Origin of the sequence: Floridaenema aerugineum BLCC-F46 (genome assembly GCF_041929345.1) — a bacterium.
Taxonomy (GTDB): Bacteria; Cyanobacteriota; Cyanobacteriia; order Cyanobacteriales; family Aerosakkonemataceae; genus Floridanema; species Floridanema aerugineum.
On the sequence record NZ_JBHFNQ010000210.1, the window covers coordinates 35,983 to 61,254 of the forward strand.

At 40.4% G+C, this 25,272-nt stretch carries 21 protein-coding genes; 10 read left to right on the top strand and 11 right to left on the bottom strand.

From position 1 onward, the window contains the following. Window positions 1–23: 23 nt before the first annotated feature. Both ribH and psbZ read right to left on the bottom strand, forming a co-directional pair. Window positions 24–611 carry a 6,7-dimethyl-8-ribityllumazine synthase gene (gene ribH, locus ACE1CC_RS28305; protein ID WP_413273774.1) on the bottom strand — a complete coding sequence of 196 codons (588 nt, stop codon included), beginning with the start codon at window positions 609–611 and terminating at the stop codon, window positions 24–26. Window positions 612–727: 116 nt separating this feature from the next. Continuing rightward, on the bottom strand, window positions 728–916 hold the full coding sequence (gene psbZ / locus ACE1CC_RS28310; protein ID WP_413256783.1) for a photosystem II reaction center protein PsbZ: 189 nt from the start codon (window positions 914–916) through the stop codon (window positions 728–730). A gap of 329 nt (window positions 917–1,245) precedes the next feature. On the opposite strand from psbZ, the gene ACE1CC_RS28315 reads away from it, so the two are divergent. From ACE1CC_RS28315 to ACE1CC_RS28330, 4 genes are all read left to right on the top strand, one after another. Next, window positions 1,246–3,984: a CBS domain-containing protein gene (locus ACE1CC_RS28315; protein WP_413273775.1), complete on the top strand. Its 2,739-nt coding sequence runs from the start codon at window positions 1,246–1,248 to the stop codon at window positions 3,982–3,984. Window positions 3,985–4,110: 126 nt separating this feature from the next. Then, window positions 4,111–5,010 carry a DUF928 domain-containing protein gene (locus ACE1CC_RS28320; protein WP_413273776.1) on the top strand — a complete coding sequence of 300 codons (900 nt, stop codon included), beginning with the start codon at window positions 4,111–4,113 and terminating at the stop codon, window positions 5,008–5,010. Window positions 5,011–5,113: 103 nt separating this feature from the next. Continuing rightward, on the top strand, window positions 5,114–7,639 hold the full coding sequence (locus ACE1CC_RS28325) for a two-partner secretion domain-containing protein (RefSeq protein ID WP_413273777.1): 2,526 nt from the start codon (window positions 5,114–5,116) through the stop codon (window positions 7,637–7,639). 9 nt (window positions 7,640–7,648) lie between these two features. Next, on the top strand, window positions 7,649–10,402 hold the full coding sequence (locus tag ACE1CC_RS28330) for a CHAT domain-containing protein (RefSeq protein WP_413273778.1): 2,754 nt from the start codon (window positions 7,649–7,651) through the stop codon (window positions 10,400–10,402). A gap of 46 nt (window positions 10,403–10,448) precedes the next feature. Here the strand turns inward: ACE1CC_RS28330 and ACE1CC_RS28335 are convergent, their stop codons facing one another. After that, window positions 10,449–10,595: a hypothetical protein gene (locus ACE1CC_RS28335; RefSeq protein WP_413273779.1), complete on the bottom strand. Its 147-nt coding sequence runs from the start codon at window positions 10,593–10,595 to the stop codon at window positions 10,449–10,451. Window positions 10,596–10,752: 157 nt separating this feature from the next. On the opposite strand from ACE1CC_RS28335, the gene ACE1CC_RS28340 reads away from it, so the two are divergent. Next, window positions 10,753–13,098, top strand: coding sequence for a lamin tail domain-containing protein (locus ACE1CC_RS28340; protein ID WP_413273780.1), 2,346 nt, complete (start codon window positions 10,753–10,755; stop codon window positions 13,096–13,098). Window positions 13,099–13,160: 62 nt separating this feature from the next. Here the strand turns inward: ACE1CC_RS28340 and ACE1CC_RS28345 are convergent, their stop codons facing one another. Both ACE1CC_RS28345 and ACE1CC_RS28350 read right to left on the bottom strand, forming a co-directional pair. Then, window positions 13,161–14,057: an alpha/beta fold hydrolase gene (locus ACE1CC_RS28345; protein WP_413273781.1), complete on the bottom strand. Its 897-nt coding sequence runs from the start codon at window positions 14,055–14,057 to the stop codon at window positions 13,161–13,163. 177 nt (window positions 14,058–14,234) lie between these two features. Beyond that, complete coding sequence (locus ACE1CC_RS28350) at window positions 14,235–14,951, bottom strand: phosphoribosyltransferase (protein ID WP_413273782.1); 717 nt, start codon at window positions 14,949–14,951, stop codon at window positions 14,235–14,237. Window positions 14,952–15,452: 501 nt separating this feature from the next. Here ACE1CC_RS28350 and ACE1CC_RS28355 point away from each other — a divergent pair. Then, window positions 15,453–16,160 carry a uracil-DNA glycosylase gene (locus ACE1CC_RS28355; protein ID WP_413273783.1) on the top strand — a complete coding sequence of 236 codons (708 nt, stop codon included), beginning with the start codon at window positions 15,453–15,455 and terminating at the stop codon, window positions 16,158–16,160. 226 nt (window positions 16,161–16,386) lie between these two features. Here ACE1CC_RS28355 and ACE1CC_RS28360 read toward each other — a convergent pair whose 3' ends face one another. The 4 genes from ACE1CC_RS28360 to tyrS form a co-directional block, all read right to left on the bottom strand. Beyond that, window positions 16,387–16,782: a hypothetical protein gene (locus tag ACE1CC_RS28360; protein ID WP_413273784.1), complete on the bottom strand. Its 396-nt coding sequence runs from the start codon at window positions 16,780–16,782 to the stop codon at window positions 16,387–16,389. 304 nt (window positions 16,783–17,086) lie between these two features. Continuing rightward, window positions 17,087–17,677 carry a hypothetical protein gene (locus tag ACE1CC_RS28365; RefSeq protein ID WP_413273785.1) on the bottom strand — a complete coding sequence of 197 codons (591 nt, stop codon included), beginning with the start codon at window positions 17,675–17,677 and terminating at the stop codon, window positions 17,087–17,089. A 187-nt stretch (window positions 17,678–17,864) separates the two neighbouring features. Continuing rightward, window positions 17,865–18,587, bottom strand: a complete 723-nt coding sequence (pyrF, locus tag ACE1CC_RS28370; RefSeq protein ID WP_459563931.1) for an orotidine-5'-phosphate decarboxylase — start codon at window positions 18,585–18,587, stop codon at window positions 17,865–17,867. Continuing rightward, window positions 18,587–19,819 carry a tyrosine--tRNA ligase gene (tyrS, locus tag ACE1CC_RS28375; RefSeq protein ID WP_413273857.1) on the bottom strand — a complete coding sequence of 411 codons (1,233 nt, stop codon included), beginning with the start codon at window positions 19,817–19,819 and terminating at the stop codon, window positions 18,587–18,589. The genes pyrF and tyrS overlap by 1 nt, the downstream gene beginning before the upstream one ends. A gap of 341 nt (window positions 19,820–20,160) precedes the next feature. On the opposite strand from tyrS, the gene ACE1CC_RS28380 reads away from it, so the two are divergent. Then, window positions 20,161–22,077, top strand: a complete 1,917-nt coding sequence (locus tag ACE1CC_RS28380) for a transglycosylase domain-containing protein (protein WP_413273786.1) — start codon at window positions 20,161–20,163, stop codon at window positions 22,075–22,077. A gap of 124 nt (window positions 22,078–22,201) precedes the next feature. Here the strand turns inward: ACE1CC_RS28380 and ACE1CC_RS28385 are convergent, their stop codons facing one another. After that, complete coding sequence (locus ACE1CC_RS28385) at window positions 22,202–22,525, bottom strand: DUF1825 family protein (protein ID WP_413264119.1); 324 nt, start codon at window positions 22,523–22,525, stop codon at window positions 22,202–22,204. Between the two features lie 348 nt (window positions 22,526–22,873). Between ACE1CC_RS28385 and ACE1CC_RS28390 the strand changes: the two genes are divergently transcribed. Both ACE1CC_RS28390 and ACE1CC_RS28395 read left to right on the top strand, forming a co-directional pair. After that, the gene (locus ACE1CC_RS28390; protein ID WP_413273787.1) at window positions 22,874–23,245 is read left to right on the top strand and encodes an NINE protein; all 372 of its coding nucleotides are present in this window, start codon (window positions 22,874–22,876) and stop codon (window positions 23,243–23,245) included. Window positions 23,246–23,460: 215 nt separating this feature from the next. Beyond that, window positions 23,461–23,958, top strand: a complete 498-nt coding sequence (locus tag ACE1CC_RS28395; RefSeq protein WP_413273788.1) for a helix-hairpin-helix domain-containing protein — start codon at window positions 23,461–23,463, stop codon at window positions 23,956–23,958. 68 nt (window positions 23,959–24,026) lie between these two features. Here ACE1CC_RS28395 and lepB read toward each other — a convergent pair whose 3' ends face one another. Then, entirely contained in the window at window positions 24,027–24,632 is a 606-nt protein-coding gene (gene lepB / locus ACE1CC_RS28400) for a signal peptidase I (protein ID WP_413273789.1), read from the bottom strand. Between the two features lie 311 nt (window positions 24,633–24,943). Between lepB and ACE1CC_RS28405 the strand changes: the two genes are divergently transcribed. Next, window positions 24,944–25,150 carry a hypothetical protein gene (locus ACE1CC_RS28405; RefSeq protein WP_413273790.1) on the top strand — a complete coding sequence of 69 codons (207 nt, stop codon included), beginning with the start codon at window positions 24,944–24,946 and terminating at the stop codon, window positions 25,148–25,150. The last annotated feature ends 122 nt before the right edge of the window (window positions 25,151–25,272 follow it).

Below are 25,272 nucleotides of genomic sequence, written 5' to 3' on the forward strand. Positions count from 1 at the left end.
TGGCTGATGGTGGGATGAATTAATTATGGCTCAACTGAGGAGTCGGGGGCGATCGCATTTTTCAGCGCCGCTGGTAAAGGTTGGGTAGCGGCAGGCCCAACAACTTTACTGCTATAAGGTTCCATTTCACCGTTCCCCTTAATTTGGCGCATCAAACTAGCCATTTCGATCGCACTCATAGCATAATTCCAGCCATGATTACTTTTAATTCCGGCTCTTTCTAGAGCTTGCTGCATATTGTCTGCTGTAATAATGCCAAAAATTACCGGAACTCCGGTTTGAAAACCAGCAGCCGCAATCCCTTTAGCCACTTCAGCCGCGACATAATCAAAATGAGGTGTTTGACCTCGAATCACAGCACCCAAGCAAATCACGGCATCATAGCGCCCGCTGAGTGCCATTTGGCGAGCAACTAAGGATACCTCAAAACAGCCTGGTACCCAAACGTAATCTACCTGAGTGCCGTGAAGATCGGTATCGATGCCGTGACGTTTCAGACAATCTTGACATCCCTCTAAAAGCTTACCTGTCACTAAGTCATTGAAACGACCAATGACAATCCCAAACTTTAAGGTGTCTGTCTGAGTAAAACTTCCCTCAAAAACTGCCATGTCAATTTTTTCGTGTCATCGTCAATTGTTCTTTGTCCATTGTCTCAAAGCCATTGACTTATGACCTACTGAGCAATAAATTTTTGAGCTATGACTGAATGACTAATTGACTCAGCTTAGACCACGAAGGAACTTAACGCAGCTACCACCAATACTAAAGCCACCCAAATCCCAGAACCCAAAAACAGCAATCTCTTGGATTGATCCCAATTTTGGGGTGAGGCGTATGCCACTGGTACCCAAACTACTAATACGAAAGATAGTGCTACCAGAGCAAACAGCGCAAGTTGAAACAGGATTGTCATTTTTTGCTTCTCCCAAGACAGCAGACAGCTGATTAACTAATTAACTTTTTCACCCACAAGGGATGAGATTTTAAATTCCTATCTTGCTAAACTACCATGAAGCGGTCATCTTTCAGCAAGAAAGGCTTCAAGGCAGAGGGGCAGAGGGGCAGAGGGGCAGGGGGGCAGAGGGGCAGGGGGGCAGAGGGGTAGAGGGGCAGAGGAGCAGAGGGGCAGAGGAGCAGAGGGGCAGAATAAAGAATGGTGAAAGCTGAAAGAGAATAAGGTTAAGATTTTACCAGTCCCCAGTCCCCAGTCCCCAGTCCCCAGTCCCTAGTGCCCAGAAAGTGATGGATTTAATTTTGTGTCATACAACTGCTGATTTTGATGCTTTGGGAGCAGCTGTTGGGTTAACGCGGTTGCTTTCGGGCGCTAGAATTGTTTTGACTGGTGGTGCTCATCCAGCGGTGCGGGATTTTTTGGCGTTGCATCGGGATGAGTATGCTTTGATTGAAAGGCGATCGGTAAATCCCAAACTAATTCGATCGCTTATAGTAGTAGATACGCAACAGAGCGATCGCTTGGGTAAAGCAGCTGAATGGTTAGATTTACCCGATTTAACCGAAATTACTTTATACGACCATCACTTAAATCAAATTTCTGACATTCCGGCAACGCAAGTCACAATTGAAGCTGTGGGTGCTACTACTACTTTGATAGTAGAACAGTTGCAAAAAGTAGCAGGAGAAAACTTTTTAACGCCTGCGGAAGCAACGGTAATGGCGTTGGGTATCCATGTCGATACGGGTTCTTTAACTTTTGACCATTCTACAGCTAGAGATGCTGCGGCTTTAGCTTGGTTGATGGCTCAAGGTGCTTCTTTACCAGTTATTGCAGAGTATATCGATCCGGGTTTATCTCGTCAATTACAACAATTACTCACTGTTGCTTTAGATAATTTGCAAAGGGTAAATCAGTGGGGTTATACCTTAGCTTGGAGTTTAATTGATACTTCTGGTTTTGTGCCTGGTTTATCTAGTTTAGCTTCTCGGTTAATTGATTTAACCGAAAGCGATCTTTTGTTGTTAGCAGCTAGATACAAGAGTGATAATTCTTATGAGAGTTTAACGGTGATTGGTCGATCGCGCATTGATGGCACAGACTTAAATCAATTATTTCAAGATTTAGGCGGTGGTGGACATTCCCAAGCGGCATCTTTAACTATGAAAACAGTCTCTTCGGAACTGATTTTACAAGAGTTAATCGAGCGCTTAAAAGGACAAATTCCCCATCCCCCAACAGCGAGAGAGTTAATGTCTTCTCCTGTCCGAACAATTCGCCCAGAAACTACAATTAAACAAGCACAACGCATTTTATTAAGATATGGTCATTCGGGATTATCTGTTGTAGATGCCAACGATCGATTAGTGGGAATTATTTCCCGTCGAGATATCGATATTGCGTTACATCATGGTTTTAGTCATGCGCCAGTTAAAGGTTACATGACTACTAATTTAAAGACTATTTCGCCCGATACTCCTTTGCCAGAAATTGAGTTATTAATGGTAACTTATGATATTGGTAGGTTGCCAGTTTTACAAGCAGGACAGTTAGTAGGAATTGTTACTCGCACTGATGTTTTACGACAGTTGCATCAAGAAAATCGGAGAGGAGAAAGAGACAAAAAAACCGGGGTGAATACTGCTTATTGTCCTTTGCCGATTTCTCGGTTGCGCGATCGCTTAACTGCACCTTTATGGAAATTACTACAAAAAGCCTCCCAAGAAGCAGAAAAACGCGGTTGGCATCTTTATTTAGTCGGTGGCGCAGTCCGAGATTTACTATTGGCAGAAAATCAAAAACAAGTATTGCTAGAAGATATCGATTTAGTAGTAGATGGATTCCATAAATCTGCCGATGTCGGTGCAGGTGTAGAATTAGCTAAAGCCTTACAAAAAATTTATCCAGGTGTGCGTTTAGAAGTTCACGGACAATTCCAAACTGCTGCTTTATTGTGGCATAAAGACCCAGATTTAGGTTCACTTTGGATAGATATTGCTACTGCGAGAACTGAGTTTTATCCTTATCCAGCAGCTAACCCCGAAGTGGAAGCAAGCTCCATTCGTCAAGACCTTTACAGAAGAGATTTTACCATAAATGCTTTAGCAATGAGACTAACAAAACCCCGTGCTGGTGAATTGTTAGATTTCTTTGGCGGTTTATTAGATTTACAATCTCGACAAATCCGGGTTTTACACGCTAATAGTTTTATTGAAGATCCTACCAGAATTTATCGTGCGGTGCGCTTTGCTGTGCGGTTAAATTTTGAAATAGAACCGCAAACAGAAAGTTATATTCGGTATGCCATAGCAAGTGGAATTTACGAACAAATTCAAGGTAAAAATGGTAGAGCGCCAGCTTTGGAAACTCGGTTAAAATCAGAGTTAAAGTATATTTTACAAGCTCCATATTGGAAACCTGCATTACAACTTTTGGCAAATTTAGAAGCTTTGCGCTGCATTCATCCTACTTTAGAGTTAGATGAAAAGTTGTGGTGGGAGGTGCGTTTGTTCGATCGCTGTCTCCAAAAATTCGACCCACAAAAAACCTTAGAACATTGGCAAATGCGCCTGGAAGTTTTAATTGCTTATTTAGCTCCAGATTTTCGCGGTAAAGTAGCGAGTAATTTACAATTACCAGCAGATAGTATTGAGCGATTAGAAAATTTAGATAAAGCCGAAACTAACATTACTCAATCTTTGCCAAAATTGCCATTAAAAAGTGAAATTGTTCAATTACTACGTCAATACAATTTACCAACTTTGATTTTAATTGCCGTCAGATGTAGAGACGTTGTATACAACGTCTCTACTCGCACAGTTAGACAAAAGATTTGGCGTTATCTCACAGAATGGAGTCAGATCAAAGCACCTTTAAATGGTAATGATTTGAAAGCATTAGGATATAAACCAGGGAAGCAATTTAAAGAAATTTTAGATGCTTTGCTCACAGCTACTTTGGATGAAAAAATTGATAATCGTGAATCTGCTGAAGCTTTTGTTGCAGAACATTTTCAAATGGATAAGTAAGCGAGGATTCTGTTTTGTACCATACACCACTTTAAATAAGGAACCAAAAATTTATCAACTCAATCTTGACAACAGATTTTTGCTTAGCTAAAATCTAAAAAAATTGAAAAATATTAAAAGTCAAAAATGTCTCGAAAGAAGCGTAATTCTTTGGTGTATCTGCTGACATTGTTATCTTTAGTCTCAGGGATAAATTTCATCTGCAATTTTTCTCTAGCATTTAAAACTTTAGCAGTTGTCCTTACACTTGAAAAACAACCTATCAAGCGAGAAAATATTAACGTTGGGGAATTTCAACCATCTCCAAATACAGGGGCACTTGGTAGGGTAACAAGAACAGCATCCACAGGAACGAGATACGTACCACCAGATAGAGGCGCACCCAGTAGCACAGGAGGAGGAGCCACTAGAGGATTACCCTGCGAACAAGATCAGAAGATTCCTTCGTTGCCATTAACAGCTTTAAGACCTGATAATAGCTTAGCTGGTGGTGTGGGATTAACATTAGAATCTCAACCACAATTTTTGGTATATATGCCGCAAACTTCAGCAGAAAGTGCAGAATTTACTTTACAAGATCAACAGAGAAATAATGTTTACCAAAGCAAATTTACTATTAAAGGTCAACCTGGTATTATCAGCATCAGTTTACCTAAAAACTCTATTCAGCTAGAAAACAACAAAAATTATACTTGGTACACTTCGATTATTTGCGATCGCAACAACCGAACAAAAGATGTTACTGTTGTCGGATGGATTAAGCGAGAAGTGCCGCCCACGAATTTAGCAAATCAATTGCAAAATGCAGCCGCAAGAGAACGTCCAAGAATATATGCTGAAAATAGCATTTGGCATGAAGCAATAGCAAATTTAGCAGAATTAATTAACCAGAATCCCAACGATCCAACGTTAATGAATGAGTGGAAAACGCTTCTGGAATCAGCGAAAATTCAAGGGATTGGAGAAAAGCCTTTTAGATTAACTAAAATCGAGTTACCACCAAACTTAGCTGTACAAAATCGCTGATACTTGGCAAACGATCGCAATATGCAAAAAAGTTGACAACAACTATAATTTTGCCGGGAATAGGTCATAATTTTGATAATATTGTCTCTCAAAGTTTATGAAAATGTCCGATCAAGAAGCATTTACCAAGACAACTAACTTAGTTTTTGTTGTTCTGCTGAAAATCAGTTTATCAACCCATAAAGAAAGCCAAAAATTTGTTGTTTCAACTTTATTTTTCCTGTTGTCTTTTGGGTTATTAATCAGCAAAGTTCAGGCACAAATAGTCCCGGATAATACGCTTCCGGTTAATTCTCAGGTAACACCTTCTGGCAATCTCCGCACTATTGACGGAGGAACTAGGGCGGGGAATAATTTATTTCACAGTTTTCAAGAATTTTCTGTACCCAATGGCATAGAAGCATATTTTAATAATGCTATTGATGTACGAAATATCTTCAGTCGAGTAACGGGAAGATCGATTTCTGATATTGATGGGTTGATTAGAGCTAATGGCACGGCTAATTTATTTTTACTCAATCCCAATGGCATTATTTTTGGGCCAAATGCGAGGCTAAATATTGGCGGCTCATTTTTGGGGAGTACCGCTAATAGTATTAAATTTGGGGATGGGTTGGAATTTAGTGCGACTAATCCCCAAGCTACAGCTTTGCTGAGTATTAATGTACCAATTGGGTTGCAATATGGCAAGAATCCTGGAGAAATCCGCATCAAAGGTAACGGTCAGAATTTGAGTGGTGGTGCAACGGAAAAGTTTAATAATAAATTGAATCCCTTGGAAGTTGAAACTGGAAAAAGTTTAACTTTTGTCGGTGGCAACGTCATAGTTGAAGGGGGAATTTTACAGGCTCCGGGTGGTCGTGTAGAGTTAGGGGGATTGGCAGGAGAAGGAACAGTAGGAATCAATGCAGATGGTAGCTTGAGTTTTCCTAAAGATATACAAAAACCTGTTACTTTGGCAGATGTAACTATCAACAATAAAGCTGGAATTAATGTACTGGCTGATGGTAGTGGGAGCATTACTATTAATGCTAATAGGTTAGATATTTCAGGGAATAGTCTATTAACAGCCGGAATTAGAAAAAGTTCAGAATCAGTAGTAATTACTCCCGGAAATATTACTTTTAATTCTGCTCAAGGCATAACTATTACATCTAGCCGGGTAGAGAATAATGTTAATCTTGATGTTCAAGAAACAGATTCTGCGCTGAGTGGAAAGAGTGGAGATATTAAAATTACAACTGGCTTCCTTTACTTACGTGAAGGCGCTGAACTTGATGCCAGTACTTATGGTCAGGGTGATGCCGGAACAGTCATAATTTCTGCCACTGATACCATCTCTTTTGATGGAGTGGATAGTGGTGCCTTCAGTAGAGTGCAAACAGGAGCTATTGGCGATGCAGGGGGAATTGAAATTTCCACTAAGTCACTGTCTTTGACTAATGGTGCTCGACTAAGCACTAGCACTTTTGGCGAAGGGAATGCTGGCCTTGTAATTGTCAAAGCTGAAGATGCTATTTCTCTTGACAACAGCAATATTTTCAACACTGTCGCGAAAGGGGGAGTGGGTAATGGTGGGAAAATAGAGATCTCTGGTCGATCGCTCTCCTTAAAAAATGGCTCTCAAATTCAAACTTTAATCCGCTCTGAAGAACCAGACCCTAACAGACAAAGATCAGCTGGTAACATCGTAATTCAAGTTAGTAAAGATGTTTCCTTTTCAGGTTTTTCAACTACAGATCCCGCAGGAAATAAAGGTCTTTTTCCTAGTTCGGTGTTCAGTACTGTAGAAAAAGGTGCGATCGGAAATGCAGGCAATATTAGTATTTCTGCTCGTTCCATCTGGTTAAACGAAAATACTAGTATCACCGCTGAAACTCAAGCAGGACAAGGGGGAAGTATTACACTAAAAGCAGCTAATTTACTTGTAATGCGTAAAGGTGAAATTACCACTACAGCAAACGAAGCTGGTGGGGGCGGAAATATTACTATTAATACTGATGGATTAGTTGCTATCAACAACAGCGACATTACAGCGAATGCCAGATTTGACCCTGGTGGTGTTATTAATATCAATGCTCGTTCTGGTTCTTTGGGAATACAACCACTAACCAGGGAAGAATTAGTAGCAAGATTAGGAAGAGAAGTGAGTACTGAAAACATTCCTTCTGCTACGCGAGTTCTTCCTAGTAATGATGTGACAGCTATTTCTGCAAATCCCTTGTTGCAAGGTACGGTAACTTTTAATACTGTTGTTTTTCAGGTAATTCCTTTAAATCAGCAATTGGCTTTACCGCCTTTGGTTCCCCAAGCTTGTGGCAGTAAAATTGCCGATGGTAGTGAATTTATTATTACTGGTAGGGGAGGGTTGCCAATTAATCCGATCGAATCGATCGCAGATGAAGCCACCTGGATAGATCTTAGAGTAGCAACTGAGCCTTCTACCAAATCAGCGGGAAGAACAGAAGCACAAAGCAAGGTTTCCCCATCATCAACTCCTTCTGAAATTATTGAAGCACAAGGATGGAAAATTAATTCTCAAGGAGAAGTGGTACTCGTTGCTGATACTTCAACGGCAAAACCCCAAAATCCTAACTTTTTTCTACCCCAAGAATGTCAGCAACAATAAAGCAGAACTATGAAACACCGACAAAAGCTCAAGGGTTTATTTCGCTTTCCAGCACAAGTTAAAAAGTCATTAATCTTCTTGATTATTGTACTTTTGGCGGCGGTTATTACTGCCAGTGTTGCTACTGCTTTTCCTAAGTCTATCTCAACAACTAATGTATCAGTAAGTTCCTCATCAAATTTACTGCAACAAGGTGCGGAATTATTTCAAGCTGAACAATTTTCCGAAGCGGCGAAAGTTTGGCAACAAGCTGCTACTGCTTGGGGAAAATCTGGCGACAAACTTAATCAAGCTCAAGCTTTGAGTTATGTGTCTTTAGCTGAACAAAAGTTAGGAAACTGGGCAGCAGCAACCACAGCAATTGATACTAGTTTAACTTTAATTAGTAACGCCCGTTCTCAGAAAAGTTATCCCTTGATTTTAGCAAAAGTTTTAAATGCTCAAGCTCATTTACAATTAGCAACGGGAAAAACAGCAGAAGCTTTAAAAACTTGGCAGGAAGCTGCTGCTAATTACTTACAAGCTGGTGATTTAGAAGGAGTAATTGGGAGTCAAATTAATCAAGCCCAAGCAATGCAAAGTTTGGGTTTATATCGACGGGCTAAAACTACATTGGAACAGATAGAAGTTGAGCTAATAAATAAACCTAATTCTTTAATTAAAGCTACAGGATTACGCAGTTTAGGCAATACTTTGCGCGTAACTGGAGAATTAGAAAAATCCCGATACTTGTTAGAAGAAAGTTTAAGAGTATCCCAAGAATTGAATTCGCAATCTGCGATCGCATCCACTCATTTTAGCTTAGGTAATACTGCCAGAGCAATTGCCAACAAAGAAAGACAAACAGATGAATCAATCTCAAAAGCAGAATCGGAAACCAAAATTGCTTTTGATGAGTATGAAAACGTAATTAAAAATTCTCCTTCGTCAATGTTGCGAATTATGGCGCAATTAAGTCAGTTTAGCTTATTAGTAGAAAATCAAGAATTACAAAAAGCTTTGGAATTGCGATCGCAAATTAAACTCAATGAATTACCCGCCAGTCGGCGCTCAGTTTATGCCCGAATTAATTTCGCAGAAAGTTTGATTCGTTACAATAAAATCATCCAAGCTGTCAATGCAGGAGAAACTGCTGAAACCGAGTGTGTAGATAATAGAATAACAGTTGGGAATAGCAAGGTATTTCCTCATTTAGTACCAGATTTTATCGAGCAAATTGCTTGGTCAGATATTACTGAAATATTAACTACATCGCTGCAACAATCGAGGAGTTTAAAAGATCGCCAAGCAGAATCTTACTCATTGGGGAAATTAGCGGAACTTTATGCTTTAATTGGCAAAACTCTAGAAAGTTCTAACTTAACAAAACAAGCTTTAGCTTTATCTCAAGCAGTCAATGCTGCTGATATTTCCTATCGTTGGCAATGGAAATTAGGGCAAGAATTAAAGACACAAGATGACGCTAAAGGAGCGATCGCAGCTTACAATACAGCATTAGAAACCCTAAAATCTCTGCGGGGTGACTTAGTTGCTGTTAATCCCAATAATCCAGATGTACAATTTTCGTTTCGGGAAAGTGTAGAACCAGTTTATCGGGAATTAGTCGAATTACTAATCAGTGGAGAAGGAGAAGTTAGTCAAGAAAATTTACGGCAAGCACGTCAAGTAATTGAATCCTTACAACTAGCAGAATTAGATAACTTTTTTCAAGAAGCTTGTATAGATGCAAAACCTGTAGAAATTGACCAAGTAGACAACACCGCAGCCGTAATTTATCCAATTATTTTACCAGATAGATTAGCAGTCATTGTCGCCTTACCTGACAAAGAATTACCATTGCGCTATTATGCAACTTTAAAATCTCGCTGCGAAATCGAAACTCTAATTAATGAACTAAGAGATCAAATAGGCAGAGAAACGGGAAATAAGCAACAAGTTTTACGGATTTCTCAACAAGTATATGATTTGATAATTCGCCAGGGGGAAGCAGATTTAAAAAATAGCAAAGCTCAAACTTTAGTGTTTGTTTTAGATGGTGTATTACGAAATATTCCGATGGCGGCGCTGCATGACGGAAAGCAATATTTAATCGAAAAATACAGCATTGCTCTAACTCCAGGATTACAATTACTCCCAGCACAACCTCTAAAACAAGGTACAATCAAAGTTTTAGCAGCTGGTTTATCAGAAGCAAGACAGAATTTTTCAGCTTTGCCAAATGTGGAAAGAGAATTGAGCGAAATTCAACAAAAGGTAAAATCTCCAGTGTTATTAATCAACGAACAATTTACTGAAAGTAACTTAGAACAACAAATTAAATCATCTCCTTTTCCAATAGTTCATATTGCTACTCACGGTCAATTTGGTTCTCAAGCGGAAAAAACTTTTATTCTAGCTTGGGATGACAAGATAAATGTCAAACAATTAGACACTTTATTAAGCGAAAAAGATAAAAGAGGAAATCGCCCGATCGAACTATTAGTTTTAAGTGCTTGCGAAACCGCCCAAGGAGATAAACGCGCCGCTTTAGGATTAGCTGGAGTAGCAGTCAGAGCAGGCGCACGCAGCACTTTAGCAACTTTGTGGAAAGTTGATGATGGATCGACAGCTATTTTGATGGTACGATTTTACCAGGAATTACTCAAAGGTGACGTAACAAAAGCTGAAGCATTAAGACGCGCTCAACTTAGCCTTTTACAAGAAGATAAATATAAACTTCCTTACTTTTGGACACCTTATGTTTTAGTAGGAAATTGGCGATAAGGTTCCTTGTAAGCGCTTCAGCGCTGAAGCGCCTACAACGAACAAGTTAGCAATTATTTGTTACCCATTCGTTGATGATGCTGTTTACTTGATCTGGTACTTCATCATCAGGGCAATGTCCGGCTTGGAGAAAATATTTGGTTAAATCAGGATAATAATGGTATAAGTTTTGACCTGGTTCTTTACCAATCATCCAAGGCTCAGCTTTTCTGCAAATTAACCACAAAGGACAAGCTAATAGTTTGAGGAAAAAGTCAACTTTTTGCTATGATTTATTAATATGATGTACAACTTAAAAAATTAATAGTTTTTTACATTACATTAAATATTTCGGAAAAAATCTTAAAATCATGAGTAATTCACCGGGCAAAATCGTAGTTAATGCAGACGAATGGACATTTAGCGATCGCGGCTTCCAAAAAGCACCTGATGCAGCCACACTCGCGATTAATCTTGCCAAATACTTTGTCGGAGACGAGAAAGGCAAATTTCATGTACTTTCCAATAATTGGAGTTTAACGGAATCGTCCTTAGAGGAAACGATGACCAAATCCGGTCATACTTGGACTAAGGGAATGAATATCCCGATTAATTTAGCAACCCTGAGTCAATATGATGGGATTTTTATCGGTGGCGATCCGATCGATAACCAAGTTTTAATTGAATATGTGAAAAATGGTGGCAAGGTTTATCTTTGCGCTGCTACAAGTGAAGTAGGATCACAATTAGAAGCAAACAATTGGAATACTTTCCTCGCAGCATTTGGTCTGAAGCTGGAAAAATTAAATAATACTGTTAGCGAAAATGTGGCTGTGAATAAAAATCACCCACTATTTACAGGAGTAAAAACTCTTTATCAATATCAGGGTATCCAGATTATTGATTTACAACCTGATTCTCCATCTAATCAGATTATTCTCACAAATAGTAATGGTCAAGGGTTAATGGCTACGGCTGAATTTATTAAAGTCCCCGTGCCTAAACCGTTGAATGGCAGAATTGTAGTTAATGCAGATGAATGGACCTTCAGCGATCGAGGGTTCCAAAATGCACCCGATACAGCCACATTTGCGAATAATCTTGCCAAATACTTTGTCGGAGACGAGAAAGGCAAATTTCATGTACTTTCTAATAATTGGGGTTTAACGGAATCGTCCTTAGAAGAAACGATGACCAAATCCGGTCATACTTGGACTAAGGGAATGGTTATCCCGATTAATTTAGCAACCCTGAGTCAATATGATGGGATTTTTATCGGTGGCGATCCGATCGATAACCAAGTTTTAATTGAATATGTGAAAAATGGTGGCAAGGTTTATCTCTGGGCTGGTACAGGTCAAGGAGGATCGCAATTAGAAGCAAACAATTGGAATACTTTCCTAGCAGCATTTGGTCTAAAACTGCAAAAATCATCTAATACTGTTAGCGAAAATGTGGTTGTTAATAAAAACGATCCACTATTTTCAGGAGTAACAACTCTTTATCAAGATCGGGGTATCCACATTATTGATTTACAACCCGATTCCCCACACAATCAGATCATCCTCACTAATAATACTAGTGGTCAAGGGTTAATGGCTACGGCTGAATTTATTAAAACCCCCGTACCCCAAACCGCGACTGAAACAACACCCACATTTGAAGCATTAGTTGATGTCACTCCCGCGCTAGAACCAGCGATCGCGCCGGAACCACCAGTAGAAATAACTCCCGCGCTAGAACCAACACCCGCACTTGAAGTACTAGTTGATGTCACTCCTGCGCTAGAACCAGCGCTTGCGCCAGAAGCATTAGTTGAAATAACTCCCGCGATCGAACCACCAGTTGATGAAACTCCCGCGATCGAACCAACAGTTGATGTCACACCAGCGCCAGAACCCGCGCCCGAACCCGCGATCGAACCAACACCCGAACCTTTAGTAAGTGACGCGGAAGAATTTACCATCACCGCAACTACAGATGTCACTATTTCCAAACTATTTTATAAAGGTGAAGTCAAACGTACTCAATCCGATGAATATATAGAGATTAGCAATCTCGGCAACAGTCCAGCTAATATCTCCGGTTGGAAAATCACTTCTGGGGGTGGTAACCCGAAGCAATTTTTCATCTTCCCTGAAGGAACTATCTTAGAAAGTGGCAAGAGTTTCCGAGTGTACACAAATGAAGTACATCCTGAAACTGGTGGGTTTTCTTTTGGGAGTAGAACTGCTGTTTGGAATGATGCTGGGGATGAAGCGAAACTGTTTGATGCTGCCGGAAACAATGTTTCTACTTTAGCTTATGGAAAAAATACCGTTGCTGGCATCACACAAGAATTACAAGTTTCGCAATTAAAGTTTGTGGCTAGTTATTCTGTAATTAACAAACAAATGGCTTTAGGAGGAAAAGTCACATTTACCGAAGCTGTATCTTTAGCAATTAAGAGTTTTCTTGAGGATGATAGTAATGCTAACAGTCCTTTAGCATTAATTCGTAAAGATCCTGTTGCTTTTGGTTTATCGGCTCGTGCTACTAAAGCAATGACTACTGAAAAATTGCGTTCTTTTATGAACGAGAACGGAACATTGAGTTTACTTCCTACAGCTAAACGTAGCACAGGAGATAACGGGGAAACACTGGAGGAAAATTGGCTTTTTGAGTTAGCAGTGGGAGCATTTGGGGAAACAACTTTCTGTGCTGTTGTGCCACGTTAGTAACAACTAAAAATGAGGTTCGTTGTAAGCGATTTATCGCTAAAGCGCCTACAACGAACGAGTTAGCAATTAGTTGTTACCCATTGATTGATGATGCTGTTTACTTGATCTGGTACTTCATCATGAGGGCAATGTCCGGCTTGGAGAAAATATTCGGTTAAATTAGGATAGTAATGGCGGAACTTTTGACCTCTTTCTTTGGCATTCATCCAAGGATCAGCTTCTCCCCAGATTAATAATAAAGGACAAGCTAATTCTTTGAGTAAAATATCAACTTTTTCGCCTTGACGAGTGCTAAAAACGGAAGCAAAAACTTCAGGAGCACCAGGATCGCAAGAAGCACGGTGAATTTCCTGAACTAATCTATCTGTAACTGCACTTCGATCGAGGTAAACTTTTTCCAAAGTTTGGCGAATTACCCAAGGTTGACGGATGTATTGAAATAGGAGAAAATTTGCCCAAGGTTGGCGGAGAATTGATAAGACTAATTCACCCCAAATTTTTCTGATTAAATCAGGTTCGGGTTGTGGTTCAATTTCTGTAAATGGCCCTGCACTGTTGAGAAGAATTACACCTTTTGCAGTGTTAGGGCGTTGGGCGGCGACGCATAAAGAAGCATAGCCTCCCAGTGAGTTTCCGGCTAAAACTACGGGTTTACCAATTACTTCGGTGATAAAATCATGTAATTGATCGCGCCACAAATCGCCACTGTAATCCCAGTTTGGTTTAGCGGAACGACCAAATCCTAACAGATCGATCGCCCAAACCTCAAAATCTTTACTCAACCCATTAATATTTTTCCGCCAATGATCTGTGGAAGCACCAAATCCATGAATCAACAGCAGCAGAGGACGTTCTGGATCAGATTTTCCAGCCCGCACATAATATATTTGCTGTTGTCGCCATTGCCAATAAGTACCAGGAATAGAATCAAGTGAGGAAACGAGAGTTGCCGACATTTTTTCCAGAATTATGAGAACCTGGTTAATTATCGTAACAAGGTATGGGGACTGGCGATTGGGGACTCTTGACTCTTGACTGGGGAAAGTTTTGAGGTGTAGGGGGGGTGAGAGCAGATAAGTCTTGGTTCACAACAGAAAAATAAACAACAAAACCCGCCCCTACAGAGTTTTGAGTTAAACTTCCCCATCTCCCCTAATCGAACCCATCCCCCCATCCCCCCATTCCCTCCCATTCACTTGTTGTAAACAACTTATGGCTTCTTCCATTTCTAATTGGGGAAATTCTTCATAAAAGCGGCTGACGCTGGGGAATTTTTGGGGTTGGGCTAGGACGATCGCTTTATCGCTCCATTCTTCTAACATTTTCATTAAAGCAAAAGGTGCGACTGGAGTGGCAATCCAAACCGCAGCAGGTCTTTTTAAGCGCAAAGAAAGAATAGCTACAGCAACAGTCATGCCTGTGGCAATGCCATCATCGATTAAAATGGCGATCGCACCTTCTGATAACACATTTGGGCAATAAGGCGTTAACTGTTGCAATTGCGCTTGAGCTTTCGCTTTTGCTTCTTGAAAAGCTAACTGTAAACTAGGATCGTTTTTATCTTCACCCAATCTGCTTGACCAAATTACTAACCCATCTGCCGTTACTGCACCAATAGCCAATTCTGGCTCTTCTGGACGAGCAATTTTTTTTGCTGTAATAATATCCATTGGGCAACCCAGTTTCAGCGCCACTGGGACGGCAACTGGCAAACCACCGCGAGGCAGCGCATAGACAACTGGTGATACAGAAACCCCCGACGCTTTAACTAGGTTGATCTCTGCCGCAATTGCTTCGGCTAATTGTATTCCGGCACTGCTGCGATCGCAAAACAGTACAGAATGTGGCATACTCTATCTCCGTCACTTGGCAGTAGGATTGCCTGCTACACAAAACTTGCTTAAACTTAATTCAAGTTTCACCATTCAACTAGAAATGGATCATTTCTAGAGGGTTTGCTTCCTGCTTCTGCCAAGGTAGACGGCTACTTCTTGTCCACAGGCGTAAATTCGGATGTAGCCCACCCTATTTGACTTTATGTGTTAACTAACAGTTATTTTTGAAGCTTTTAGCCATTGTTCATCCATTATTTTCCACCTATTTAACGAATCGTGGACTCCCGTTCGACCTTATGTACAGGCTGGTTAGTTTTGAATTGACTGTGGTTTACAAACCAGATCTTTTTTAGCCTTGGTTTTCAGCTTTCGATTAATTTTAGCACCTTTTTTTCTGGGCAAACTTATCCAATTTGAGCAAGAATAGACAGTATTTAGATCATTATTTGGCTATTTAGTCAAACTCCATCTTGACCGATAGTATAATTTTGTGCTACTAAAATCTTTTTTTTTGTAATGTCTGACGCAGAACAAGGTAATCTTTTCGATCTTTCCAACTTTAGTGCATCTCCCCCCAAACCAGATTTTTCGCCAAATCTGATTCCCGCAGATGCCAAAGTTCCCATTCCTCCCGGAACTTACCAAACCATGACTGAGATTGCAGAACATTGTAACCGTTGCCATCGCTGCGAATTAGGAAATCATCGCACCAATGCAGTTGTTGGCAGAGGCAACCCCCAAGCTGATTTAATGATAATTGGAGAAGCGCCGGGACAAACCGAAGACGAAACCGGATTACCATTTGTCGGTAAAGCGGGGCAATTATTAGAAAAAATCTTAGCTGCTGTCCAATTAGACAGTGAAAAAGATCTGTATATTTCTAACATTAATAAATGCCGCCCCCCAGGAAATCGCCCACCCACCAATGAAGAGATGAACGCTTGCAAACCTTATTTATTAGAACAAATTCGCCTGGTAGATCCCAAAATTATTTTATTAGCTGGCGCTACCGCTGTCAAAGGCTTAACAGGCGAAAAAAAGGGAATCACTAAAATTCGTGGTCAATGGATGGAATGGGAAAATCGTTTATGTATGCCAATTTTCCATCCTTCTTATTTGCTAAGAAATCCTTCGCGAGAACCAGGTAGCCCTAAGTGGTTAATGTGGCAAGATATTCAAGTAATTCGCGCTAAATTTGACGAAATTCGCAACTCTTCTAGTTAGAAGCTTTCTTCAGGAAAATCTACATTAATAGAAGACTCTCCCGGATTAAGATTTCTGACAGACTCAGAACTTAACGCAACAGTCATAATCTTAGGGTGTGTCAGTCGGTAATTTTTGCATGGGAATAGATAGGTTTTGGTTAACTAACGCACCCTACAAGGTGAGGAAGTGTAACTTGTTTAGTCCTGTTACTGAGTGCGAGCAAAAGTATGGAATTAATCAATAGCTAGTACGAAGAATTATTGTCATTACTAGAACCATAGTCACCACCTGAGCCATATAATTCTAACTCAGTAATTTCACAAAGATTGTATCTTCCTACATCGAAACTACCATCCTCGTAGACAGCTTTAATATCATATACACACTGGGTAGAACGACTGTCTGAAAAATTAATATTAACATTGCCATTAGCCATGACAGGTCGGCGTAGAATATTCCTACCCCACCTTTGTGAACGAGCCGAAGAAACATAGACGCTTGTGAGCGTCAGTTCTGTATTATTAATAATTTTGAAATCTCGGCGATCCTGTGCCTGAGCAGTTTCAATATTAAGAGATAAAATTGGTAATGCTGTAGTATAAGCAATAATCAAACCGGATAATAATGTTTTTCCAAACATAACAATCTCCTGAGCAAAACTTAATCGATCGCTAAGTAGGTGAGAGTAATTAAAGAAAAATTTGACAACCAGCTATATAAACCTAAAATTCTGACAACAAAAGCTGTTAAGCTAGTCGGTTATCTTCTCAGGTTTTTACTTTATTTATCTGCACTACTTTAATCCAATATAGATATTTATTTTCCCTAGCGTCAAGGCTAAAATCTTATCCAAAGTAAGTCTTTAATAACTCTTTAAAATTAAGATATTATAAGAATAATTAAATATAGTAAAAACGCAAGAAGTAGCTATTTATGATGAATTATTAATTTTTTCTTTCCAGAGTATTTGAAGATTTAATAACCCCAGCACGACAATCCCTTAACCAAAGCTGCACAGCTTGTCCAATAATTCCAGTACTACTTTCTCTGGGTGAAGTAGGAGTATTTTCTGTGGGATAAGATCCTAATTGAGAATATAACATTACCAATCGCCACCCACTATCACTTCTTACCAAAAACAACCAATGATAATTTTGTAATAAATCTGCCCGATTAGCCAAATACTGTTTTTCTAAAGTAGTAAAAAACACCTGTTTTGGCACACCTTCCCCCTCAACTGGTGCGGCTGGAGAGTAAACACCAGGGCCAAGAGTTAAGGGGGCAAACTCCGGTTTTCCAGCTAAAATAACATAAGTTCCACTAGGGGAATTGATCGGATTACTTCTACTAGTTACCCGATTAGCATAACTGGGTAAATCTCGTAATAATAAATTAATTAAACTTTCCAAATCAGCAGGACAAACATAATTTTGACTCTTAGCTGATGAATTTTCTAATAACACCGAAGTCAGGAAACAAAGGAAATAAAAGAAAAGTCGAAAAACTCCCTTCCTTGTTAAATTTTGACTTCTCATATCATTGCAAAGTTTGAAACTATAAATCTATAATACTCAACAAAAAATCTCTCTATACATCTGCGTTCATCTGCGTTTATCTGCTTTCATCTGCGTTCTAAAAAAAAGATTTGCGGAAGAGTTAGATAATTTATGGAACCGCAGAGACGCAGAGAACACAGAGAGAAGAAAAGAGAAAATTTTTGACTTAAATATTCGCTAATTCATCGCCAATTTTTGCCCAAGCTTCTTGAGGATTGGTAGCAGCAGTAATTGGTCGCCCAATTACTAAATAATCTGCCCCTGCTTTAATTGCTTCACTAGGCGTAAAAGTGCGACTTTGATCGCCTGTTTCTGCCCATTTCGGGCGAACTCCCGGACAAACTAAGAGAAATTCATCGCCGCAAACTTGACGCAGTTGTGCTGCTTCTTGGGGCGAACAAACTGCGCCATCTAAACCAGATTCTTTGGCTAAAACTGCCATTTGTAAAGCGTATTCTGGCAATTCAATTGGCACTTTTAAATCAAAGGCTAAATCTCTGGAATTCAAGCTAGTTAATAAGGTAATTGCGATTAACTTCGGCGGCGGATAACCTGCTTCTGCTGCACCTTCAACTAATGCGGTTTTGGCAGCTTGTAAAGCTTTTCTGCCGCAAGTAGCATGAATGGTGAGTAAGTCAACTCCGTATTTTCCGGCGGCGCGACAAGCGCCAGCGACGGTGTTAGGAATGTCGTGGAATTTTAAGTCTAGAAAAATGCGTTTTTGGCGGTGTTTGAGAGTTGGGAGAATTCCGGCACCAGTGCTGACAAATAATTCTAATCCGACTTTCCAAAATTGTACTTCAGGAAGTTGGGAAAGGAGCGCGATCGCATCCTCCTCCCGCGAAACATCTAAAGGCACAATCACCTTCTCTGCTGCTAACACCATCATTACTTCACCAGTCGGACAAACTTATTTTTTCCTAACTGCAATACCTTACCATACAACTCGTCTGGAGAATCAAAAGTTAAATTTACATCCGTCTTTTGTTCCCCATCAATTCGCACCCCACCCCCTTGAATTTGCTTTCGCGCCTCCGAACTACTTTTACATAACCCACAAGCACTCACAACATAAAAGAACTTCGCCGGAAAGTTCACCGATGCCAAAGAAAACTCAGGAACAGTATCAGCTTGGAAAGTTTTTCCACCCACCAAATTTTCCGCATCCCTTTGTGCCTTTTGCGCCTCTGACTCACCGTGATATTGGGAAACAATATCTAAAGCTAAAAGCTTTTGCCTTTCCCTGGCATCACTTGGTAAATCATCCAAAGATTTATTAGTCAACAACTCAAAATAATCTTTCACCAAACTATCTGGTGTTTTCTCTAACTTTGAGTACATGATTAAGGCATCTTCCCTTAACCCTACATAATTACCCAAAGACTTAGACATTTTTTGTTTACCATCAGTACCCAGCAAAATTGGCATCAACATTCCAAACTGCGGCGTTAAACCAAAATGTCGTTGTAAATCTCTACCCACCGCAATATTAAACTTTTGGTCAGTTCCGCCTAATTCTACATCCGCCTCAACTGCTACCGAATCATAACCCTGCATCAACGGATAAAGAAACTCATGGAGAAAAATTGGACTTTGCTGCTTGTAGCGTAAATCAAAACCTTCCTTTTCCAGCATTTGCCCGACAGTCATGGTGGCGAGTAATTCCAGAATTTTCGCCAAATCCAGTTTAGACAACCACTCCGAGTTGTAGCGAATCTCCAACCGTCCGGGAGTGTCAAAATCTAAAATTGGGCGCACTTGTTCTAGGTAAGTTTGGGCATTTTGCGCCACTTCTTCGGGAGTTAACTGGCGACGTACTTCGGATTTTCCGGTCGGATCGCCAATTCTAGCGGTAAAATCACCAATAATTAGCACCGCTGTATGTCCAGCATCTTGAAATGCGCGTAACTTGCGAACTGGGATACTATGACCTAAATGGATATCAGCGCCAGTGGGGTCGATTCCGAGTTTGACTCGCAAAGGGCGATCGCTTTGTGCTAACCTTTGTGCCAGATTCTCATTCACATCCTGAGAATCAGTTACATTGGGGAAAATCTCGCTGATTCCACGGTACAGCTTGTTTAGATCTTGGGTAAAATTAAAAGATTTATCAGAGGTCATACTTGCCAAATGTCCAGAGGGTGCTAAACTCACTGGTTGACATCAAAAATAAAATCATCAGCCAGGTAAATCTAACTGTAAAACTTGTCAGAATATCAATGCTAACTCAATCAGGCCGACCTCGAAAACTCATCCTTCTCCAGAAACAGGCGAACAAATGTTATTTGTGGTACAGTTTGACCTTGGCAGTTCATAATCAGATCCCATAATCAAGATGTCCCCACTTTCCTGTACTCAAAATCAATCTTTAGAATAGAGCAGTTATAAGTACTCAGTTATCTAAACCCAGACAAATTATCCAGTTTTATTCACTACTGTCGCGTTGAGGAAGTCAAATCGCCGTGTCGTCTAATACACTCCGACAAAAGCCATCCGGCACTAACGCATCTAGCTTTCAATTTGTACAGACCATTGCCAAAGTTACTGGTGGCACGCTTTTGAGTGTTACCATGCTAACCACTTCCGTTGTTGCAGGAGGATTGGTTGGCCTTGCGATTAGCTTCCGCAATTTGCCAGATGTGAGAGTTTTACGCACTTACGCCCCCACAGAAACTTCTCACATTTATGACATTAAAGGTAAATGGCTCGCTAGTATTCACGGGGAAGCTAACCGGGAAGTTGTCCACCTGGATAAAATTTCTCCCGAACTGAAGCGGGCAGTATTAGCCATTGAAGATAGCCATTTCTATCTGCATCACGGCATTAACCCCAGCAGTATTGGTCGGGCGGTTAAAGCTAACTGGGAAAGGGGTAATGTGGTAGAGGGTGGTTCGACTCTCACTATGCAGTTGGTGAAAAACGTTTTTCTCTCCCACAAAAGGGCTTTTAGCCGCAAAGTGGCAGAAGCGGTAATGGCAATTCGCTTAGAACAAATTCTCACCAAAGACCAAATTTTAGAGTTGTACTTAAATCAGGTCTATTGGGGACACAACAATTACGGGATACAAACTGCGGCCGAAAGTTATTTTAATAAAAATGCTTCTGAGTTAAATTTGGCAGAATCAGCAATGTTGGCGGGTATTATCCAAGCGCCAGAGGAATACAGCCCCTTTGTTAACTATAAGTTAGCCAAACAGCGTCAGGCTTTAGTTTTGGCTCGGATGCGGGAGTTAAACTGGATTACACCGCAGGAAGAAGCCGCTGCGAGAAAGCAACCTTTAAAAATGGGTAAGGTGACATCTTTCCAAGGTAGTCAGTTACCTTATGTTACTGATGCGGTGAAGCAAGAGTTAATTCAGAAGTTCGGGCGGGAAACGGTGCAAAAGGGTGGAATGCGGGTGCAAACCACGATCGATATTGGCTTCCAGCGCATGGCGGAAGATTTTATCGCCAACGAACATCGGAGATTGCAACGTCGCGGTCTTTGGAGGACGGAACTGGCATTGGCAGCTGTTGACCCGCGCACCCATTTTATTAAGGCGATGGTCGGCGGTTCTGATTACGAAAAGAGTCAGTTTAACCGTGCTATCCAAGCTATCAGGCAGCCCGGTTCTGCTTTTAAGCCGTTTGTTTACTACGCGGGTTTTGCTTCGGGTAGATTTACGCCTAGCTCAACTGTTTTTGATACTCCAGTACGCTATCGCGATGGCGTGCGCGGTTATGCTCCCAGAAACTACGATAATACTTTTGCAGGGCCAATGAGTATTCGTGCGGCAATGGCGGTATCGCGCAACGTTCCAGCTGTCAAAATGGGACGTGCTGTGGGATTGGATAAGGTAATTGAAATTTGCCGTACTTTGGGAATTAAAAGCCCAATGGAACCTGTGATTTCTCTGCCTTTGGGTGCTATTGGTTTGACACCAATGGAAATGGCTGCTGCTTATGCGACTTTTGCTAATAATGGTTGGCAGTCGGACACTACTTTAATTGTGCAGGTGACTGATACTCAGAATAATGTCATCTTAGATAATACGCCGAAACCTAAGTTGGTTCTCGATCCTTGGGCTGCTGCTTCTACTACCAGTATTATGCAATCGGTAATTAATGGCGGCACCGGAAAATTGGCGAGTATTGGTCGTCCAGCTGCGGGAAAAACTGGTACTACTTCTTCGGAAAAGGATGTTTGGTTTGTGGGTTATGTTCCTCAGTTATCTGTGGCAGTTTGGATAGGTCGAGATGATAACCGACGTTTGGCTTCTGGTGTTACGGGTGGTCACTATGCGGCACCGATTTGGCGGAATTTTATGAATCGGGCTTTGGATGGTGTACCTGTGGACTACTTTGTCCCACCTTCTAAATTTAAGCGTCCTCGTCCTTAGTTGAATTGAGGCGGACAGGGGGAAAGGGTAAAGGGTAAAGAAGAAAAGAGTTTTTTACCCTTTACTGTTTTTCGCTATTAAGCTAATCATTGAGTTAACTTTATTGCCAAAGTGACAAAATTGGTTAGGGCTGTTTGTCTAATTCGGATTTCATCCGTTCTAGGGTGAGGTGCATTTGGTCGAACATTTGCTGAGGTGTGATCCCAAATTGATTTAGCTGGGTTTTTAGTTGCTGGATGGTCATTTGAGCCATGAAATCCTCAGATAGTTCAAAGCGTTTCATAAATATACGGTAGCGCTCCATGAGCGATTCCCATTGTTCTATGAATAGCTTTTTGCCCTCGCGATCGAATTTCCCGTAGTTTCCTCCGATTTGAATCAGGGATTGATATTCTTCGGATAGTTGTTTTAGTTCCTGTTGAACGATCTCAGAGTCAAAAAATCCCATTTTGTTTTAATTAATCTGAACTTTTTAATTCAGTAGGTCTTGTATTAGTTGTGTTCTTATTTTAGTCCAGGCAGGATTGCTTCTTCAAATGATATTCTGGGCTATTTATCTGTAATGCTAGCCGATCGCATTCTCCTAGCCATCAATTGTCGGGTAATTTGTAATTAGCAAGTGGGAAATCCCGAACAGTTGTGGCTTTGATGGTTGGAGAAATCTATATCATAGATACAGATGAGTTTTGTTGAGGTGACAAAATACTTAGTTACTGTTGTGGCTAAGTTTGGCAAAACGACGCTAAATTAAGGGGTTAACTACAATTTTTTACTCTTTGAGGGTTGACGCAATATTATGTTAACTAAGCCGAAAAATCGAAGGGTAGCGGCAATGCTGGCATTTAGTGGAACTTTAGTTCCAGTTGCGGGACTGCATAAGTTTTATTTGGGACAGCCGCTATGGGGTGTTTGTTATTTGTTGCTATCCTGGACTCCAATACCGCGTGTGGCAAGTGCGATCGAAGGTTTTTGGTATTTAGTCCAAGACTCAGAAGAGTTCGATCGCAATTTTAATGCCGAGACAGCTGTCTCTTTCAAATCTACTGTTGATCCACAAAATGTCAAAGCCCTCGCCGATGCTTTGCGCCAATTGGAAAGTCTCCGTCAAGAGGGTCTAATTTCTGATTACGAATTTGAACAAAAACGCCGCCAATTACTTAATTGTTAAGTTGTCGGGGCAATTCATGAATTGCCCCTATTGAGTTTTGAGTTATTAATTCAAAATTCAAAACTTAGCAATCATAACTTTTCTGGCAAATCCTCGATCGCTAATCTAAAATCTCAACTCCAAAACCTAAAATCAATTTTAGTAAGGGACAGAAGACTTTAGAAAATTGGTTGAGTTCTGTAAATCGTGAGTGTAAGGATTTAAATTTACCACCAATGTTTATTCGCAATCGTTTATTAAAAGACCCCTATTATCGATTTGGGTCACTCGAAGAAGTTGTTTTAGCAGCAAGTTTGGGCATTAGAATTGATGTGAATCAAGCGACTGTTGATGATTGGTTGAGATTACCGGGGTTGTCGATTCATCAGGCGCGATCGCTTGTGGAACTAAGCCGCAATGGAGTCCAGTTTCATTGTTTGGAAGATATTGCTGCTGCTTTAAGTTGGTCAGTCCAAAGATTACAACCTTTAGCACCAATTCTGCAATTTTGTTATTACGATGTGGAAAGCATTTACTCACCCAAACTAATTAATCCTAATACTGCTACTGGGGAAATGTTAAGTAAAATCCCCGGTATTGATAGTTCGTTAGCCGATCGAATTGTCGCCAATCGGGAATCTGCTGGGTTTTATCGCAATTTAGCAGATTTCCAAAATCGCTTATCTTTACCCGGTGAAGTAATTGGTCAATTGATGCACCATTTGTGCTTTTAGGTCATTAGTCATTGGTCATTCGTCAACAGGTTAACAAATGACTTATGACAAATAAGCAATGACAAAAATTATTTTTTAGTCACAAATCCAATGCGATCGAAAGGCCAAAAGCGAAACAAAGCACGACCAATAATATTTTTCGTTGGTAAAAAGCCCCAAATATGGGAATCATTACTATTATTGCGGTTATCTCCCATGACAAATACTTGGTTTTCTGGGACTTGTTGTGGCCCCCAACGATAATCAGGTGATTCGGCAATATAATCTTCTTTTAATGGTTTGTTATTAATATAAACTTTGCCATTAGCGACGCTGACAATTTGCCCAGATTCGCCAATTACTCGTTTAATAAATGCTTGGTCTTTAGCATAACCTTGAATTTGTAATTGGGTGGGTGGTTCAAAAACTACGATATCGCCCATTTCTGGTGGGTGGAAGCGATAGGAGATTTTTTCGACTACTAAGCGATCGCCTAACTGCAAAGTCGGTACCATAGAATCCGAGGGAATAAAGCGCGGTTCCGCTATAAAGGTGCGAATTAACAACGCTAACCCCAAGGCTATGCTTAGAATGAGCAGATTTTCCTTGATTTGTCGCCAGACTTTTGCTACCCCGACGCTTTGCGAAGGTGACTCAGTAGGAGAATCTTTTAATTCTTGGTCTTTATACTGCATAAATTGTTATTTCTGATACGGAAACGAAACTAGTTTTCTCATGAAGATATAGAGCCATCTTACTCACTGAAGCAATCTTTCTCTAGTTTCATGCTAAAGACAGATGAAATTGGATAAACTATGGCACTACATAGAATTCAATGAAGCCTAAGAAGTGATCTTTCACTTAGAAGATGCACGAAATATTAGAACTATGAATCTATCACAATTTAGTTGCCGGAAACATCACAAGGAGTTATGGAGTCATAGTTATAAGCAAATTTTAAGTATACTTGAACATGGGCTTATTAGTTCTTTTTTGAGGAGGTGCTATGGTTTTAATCCGTGATGTGGTACAACAGGCTTTAAACACTGGGTATTTAACTATAGAAGCTGAAAACGTACTGCGACAACTTTTAAGCCAAAAGTATGAGTCAGAAGACTTCAATGCTTTTCTGAAGTTACAATTAGCAGCTATGGCTGGTTATGTTAAGCAAGAGTCTCGCGAGTTAGTTCAGGCTAACAGCTGCGCTTGTTAGTTTTTGTTAGCCATCGATCTATTGTGGGAAGGAAACGGGGAACAGGGAACAGATATTTCAGTTAATTTGTCCGGGCTTGAGTTGGTAGCCCGTTTTCATCTATTTAAAATCGTCGGAAGGCT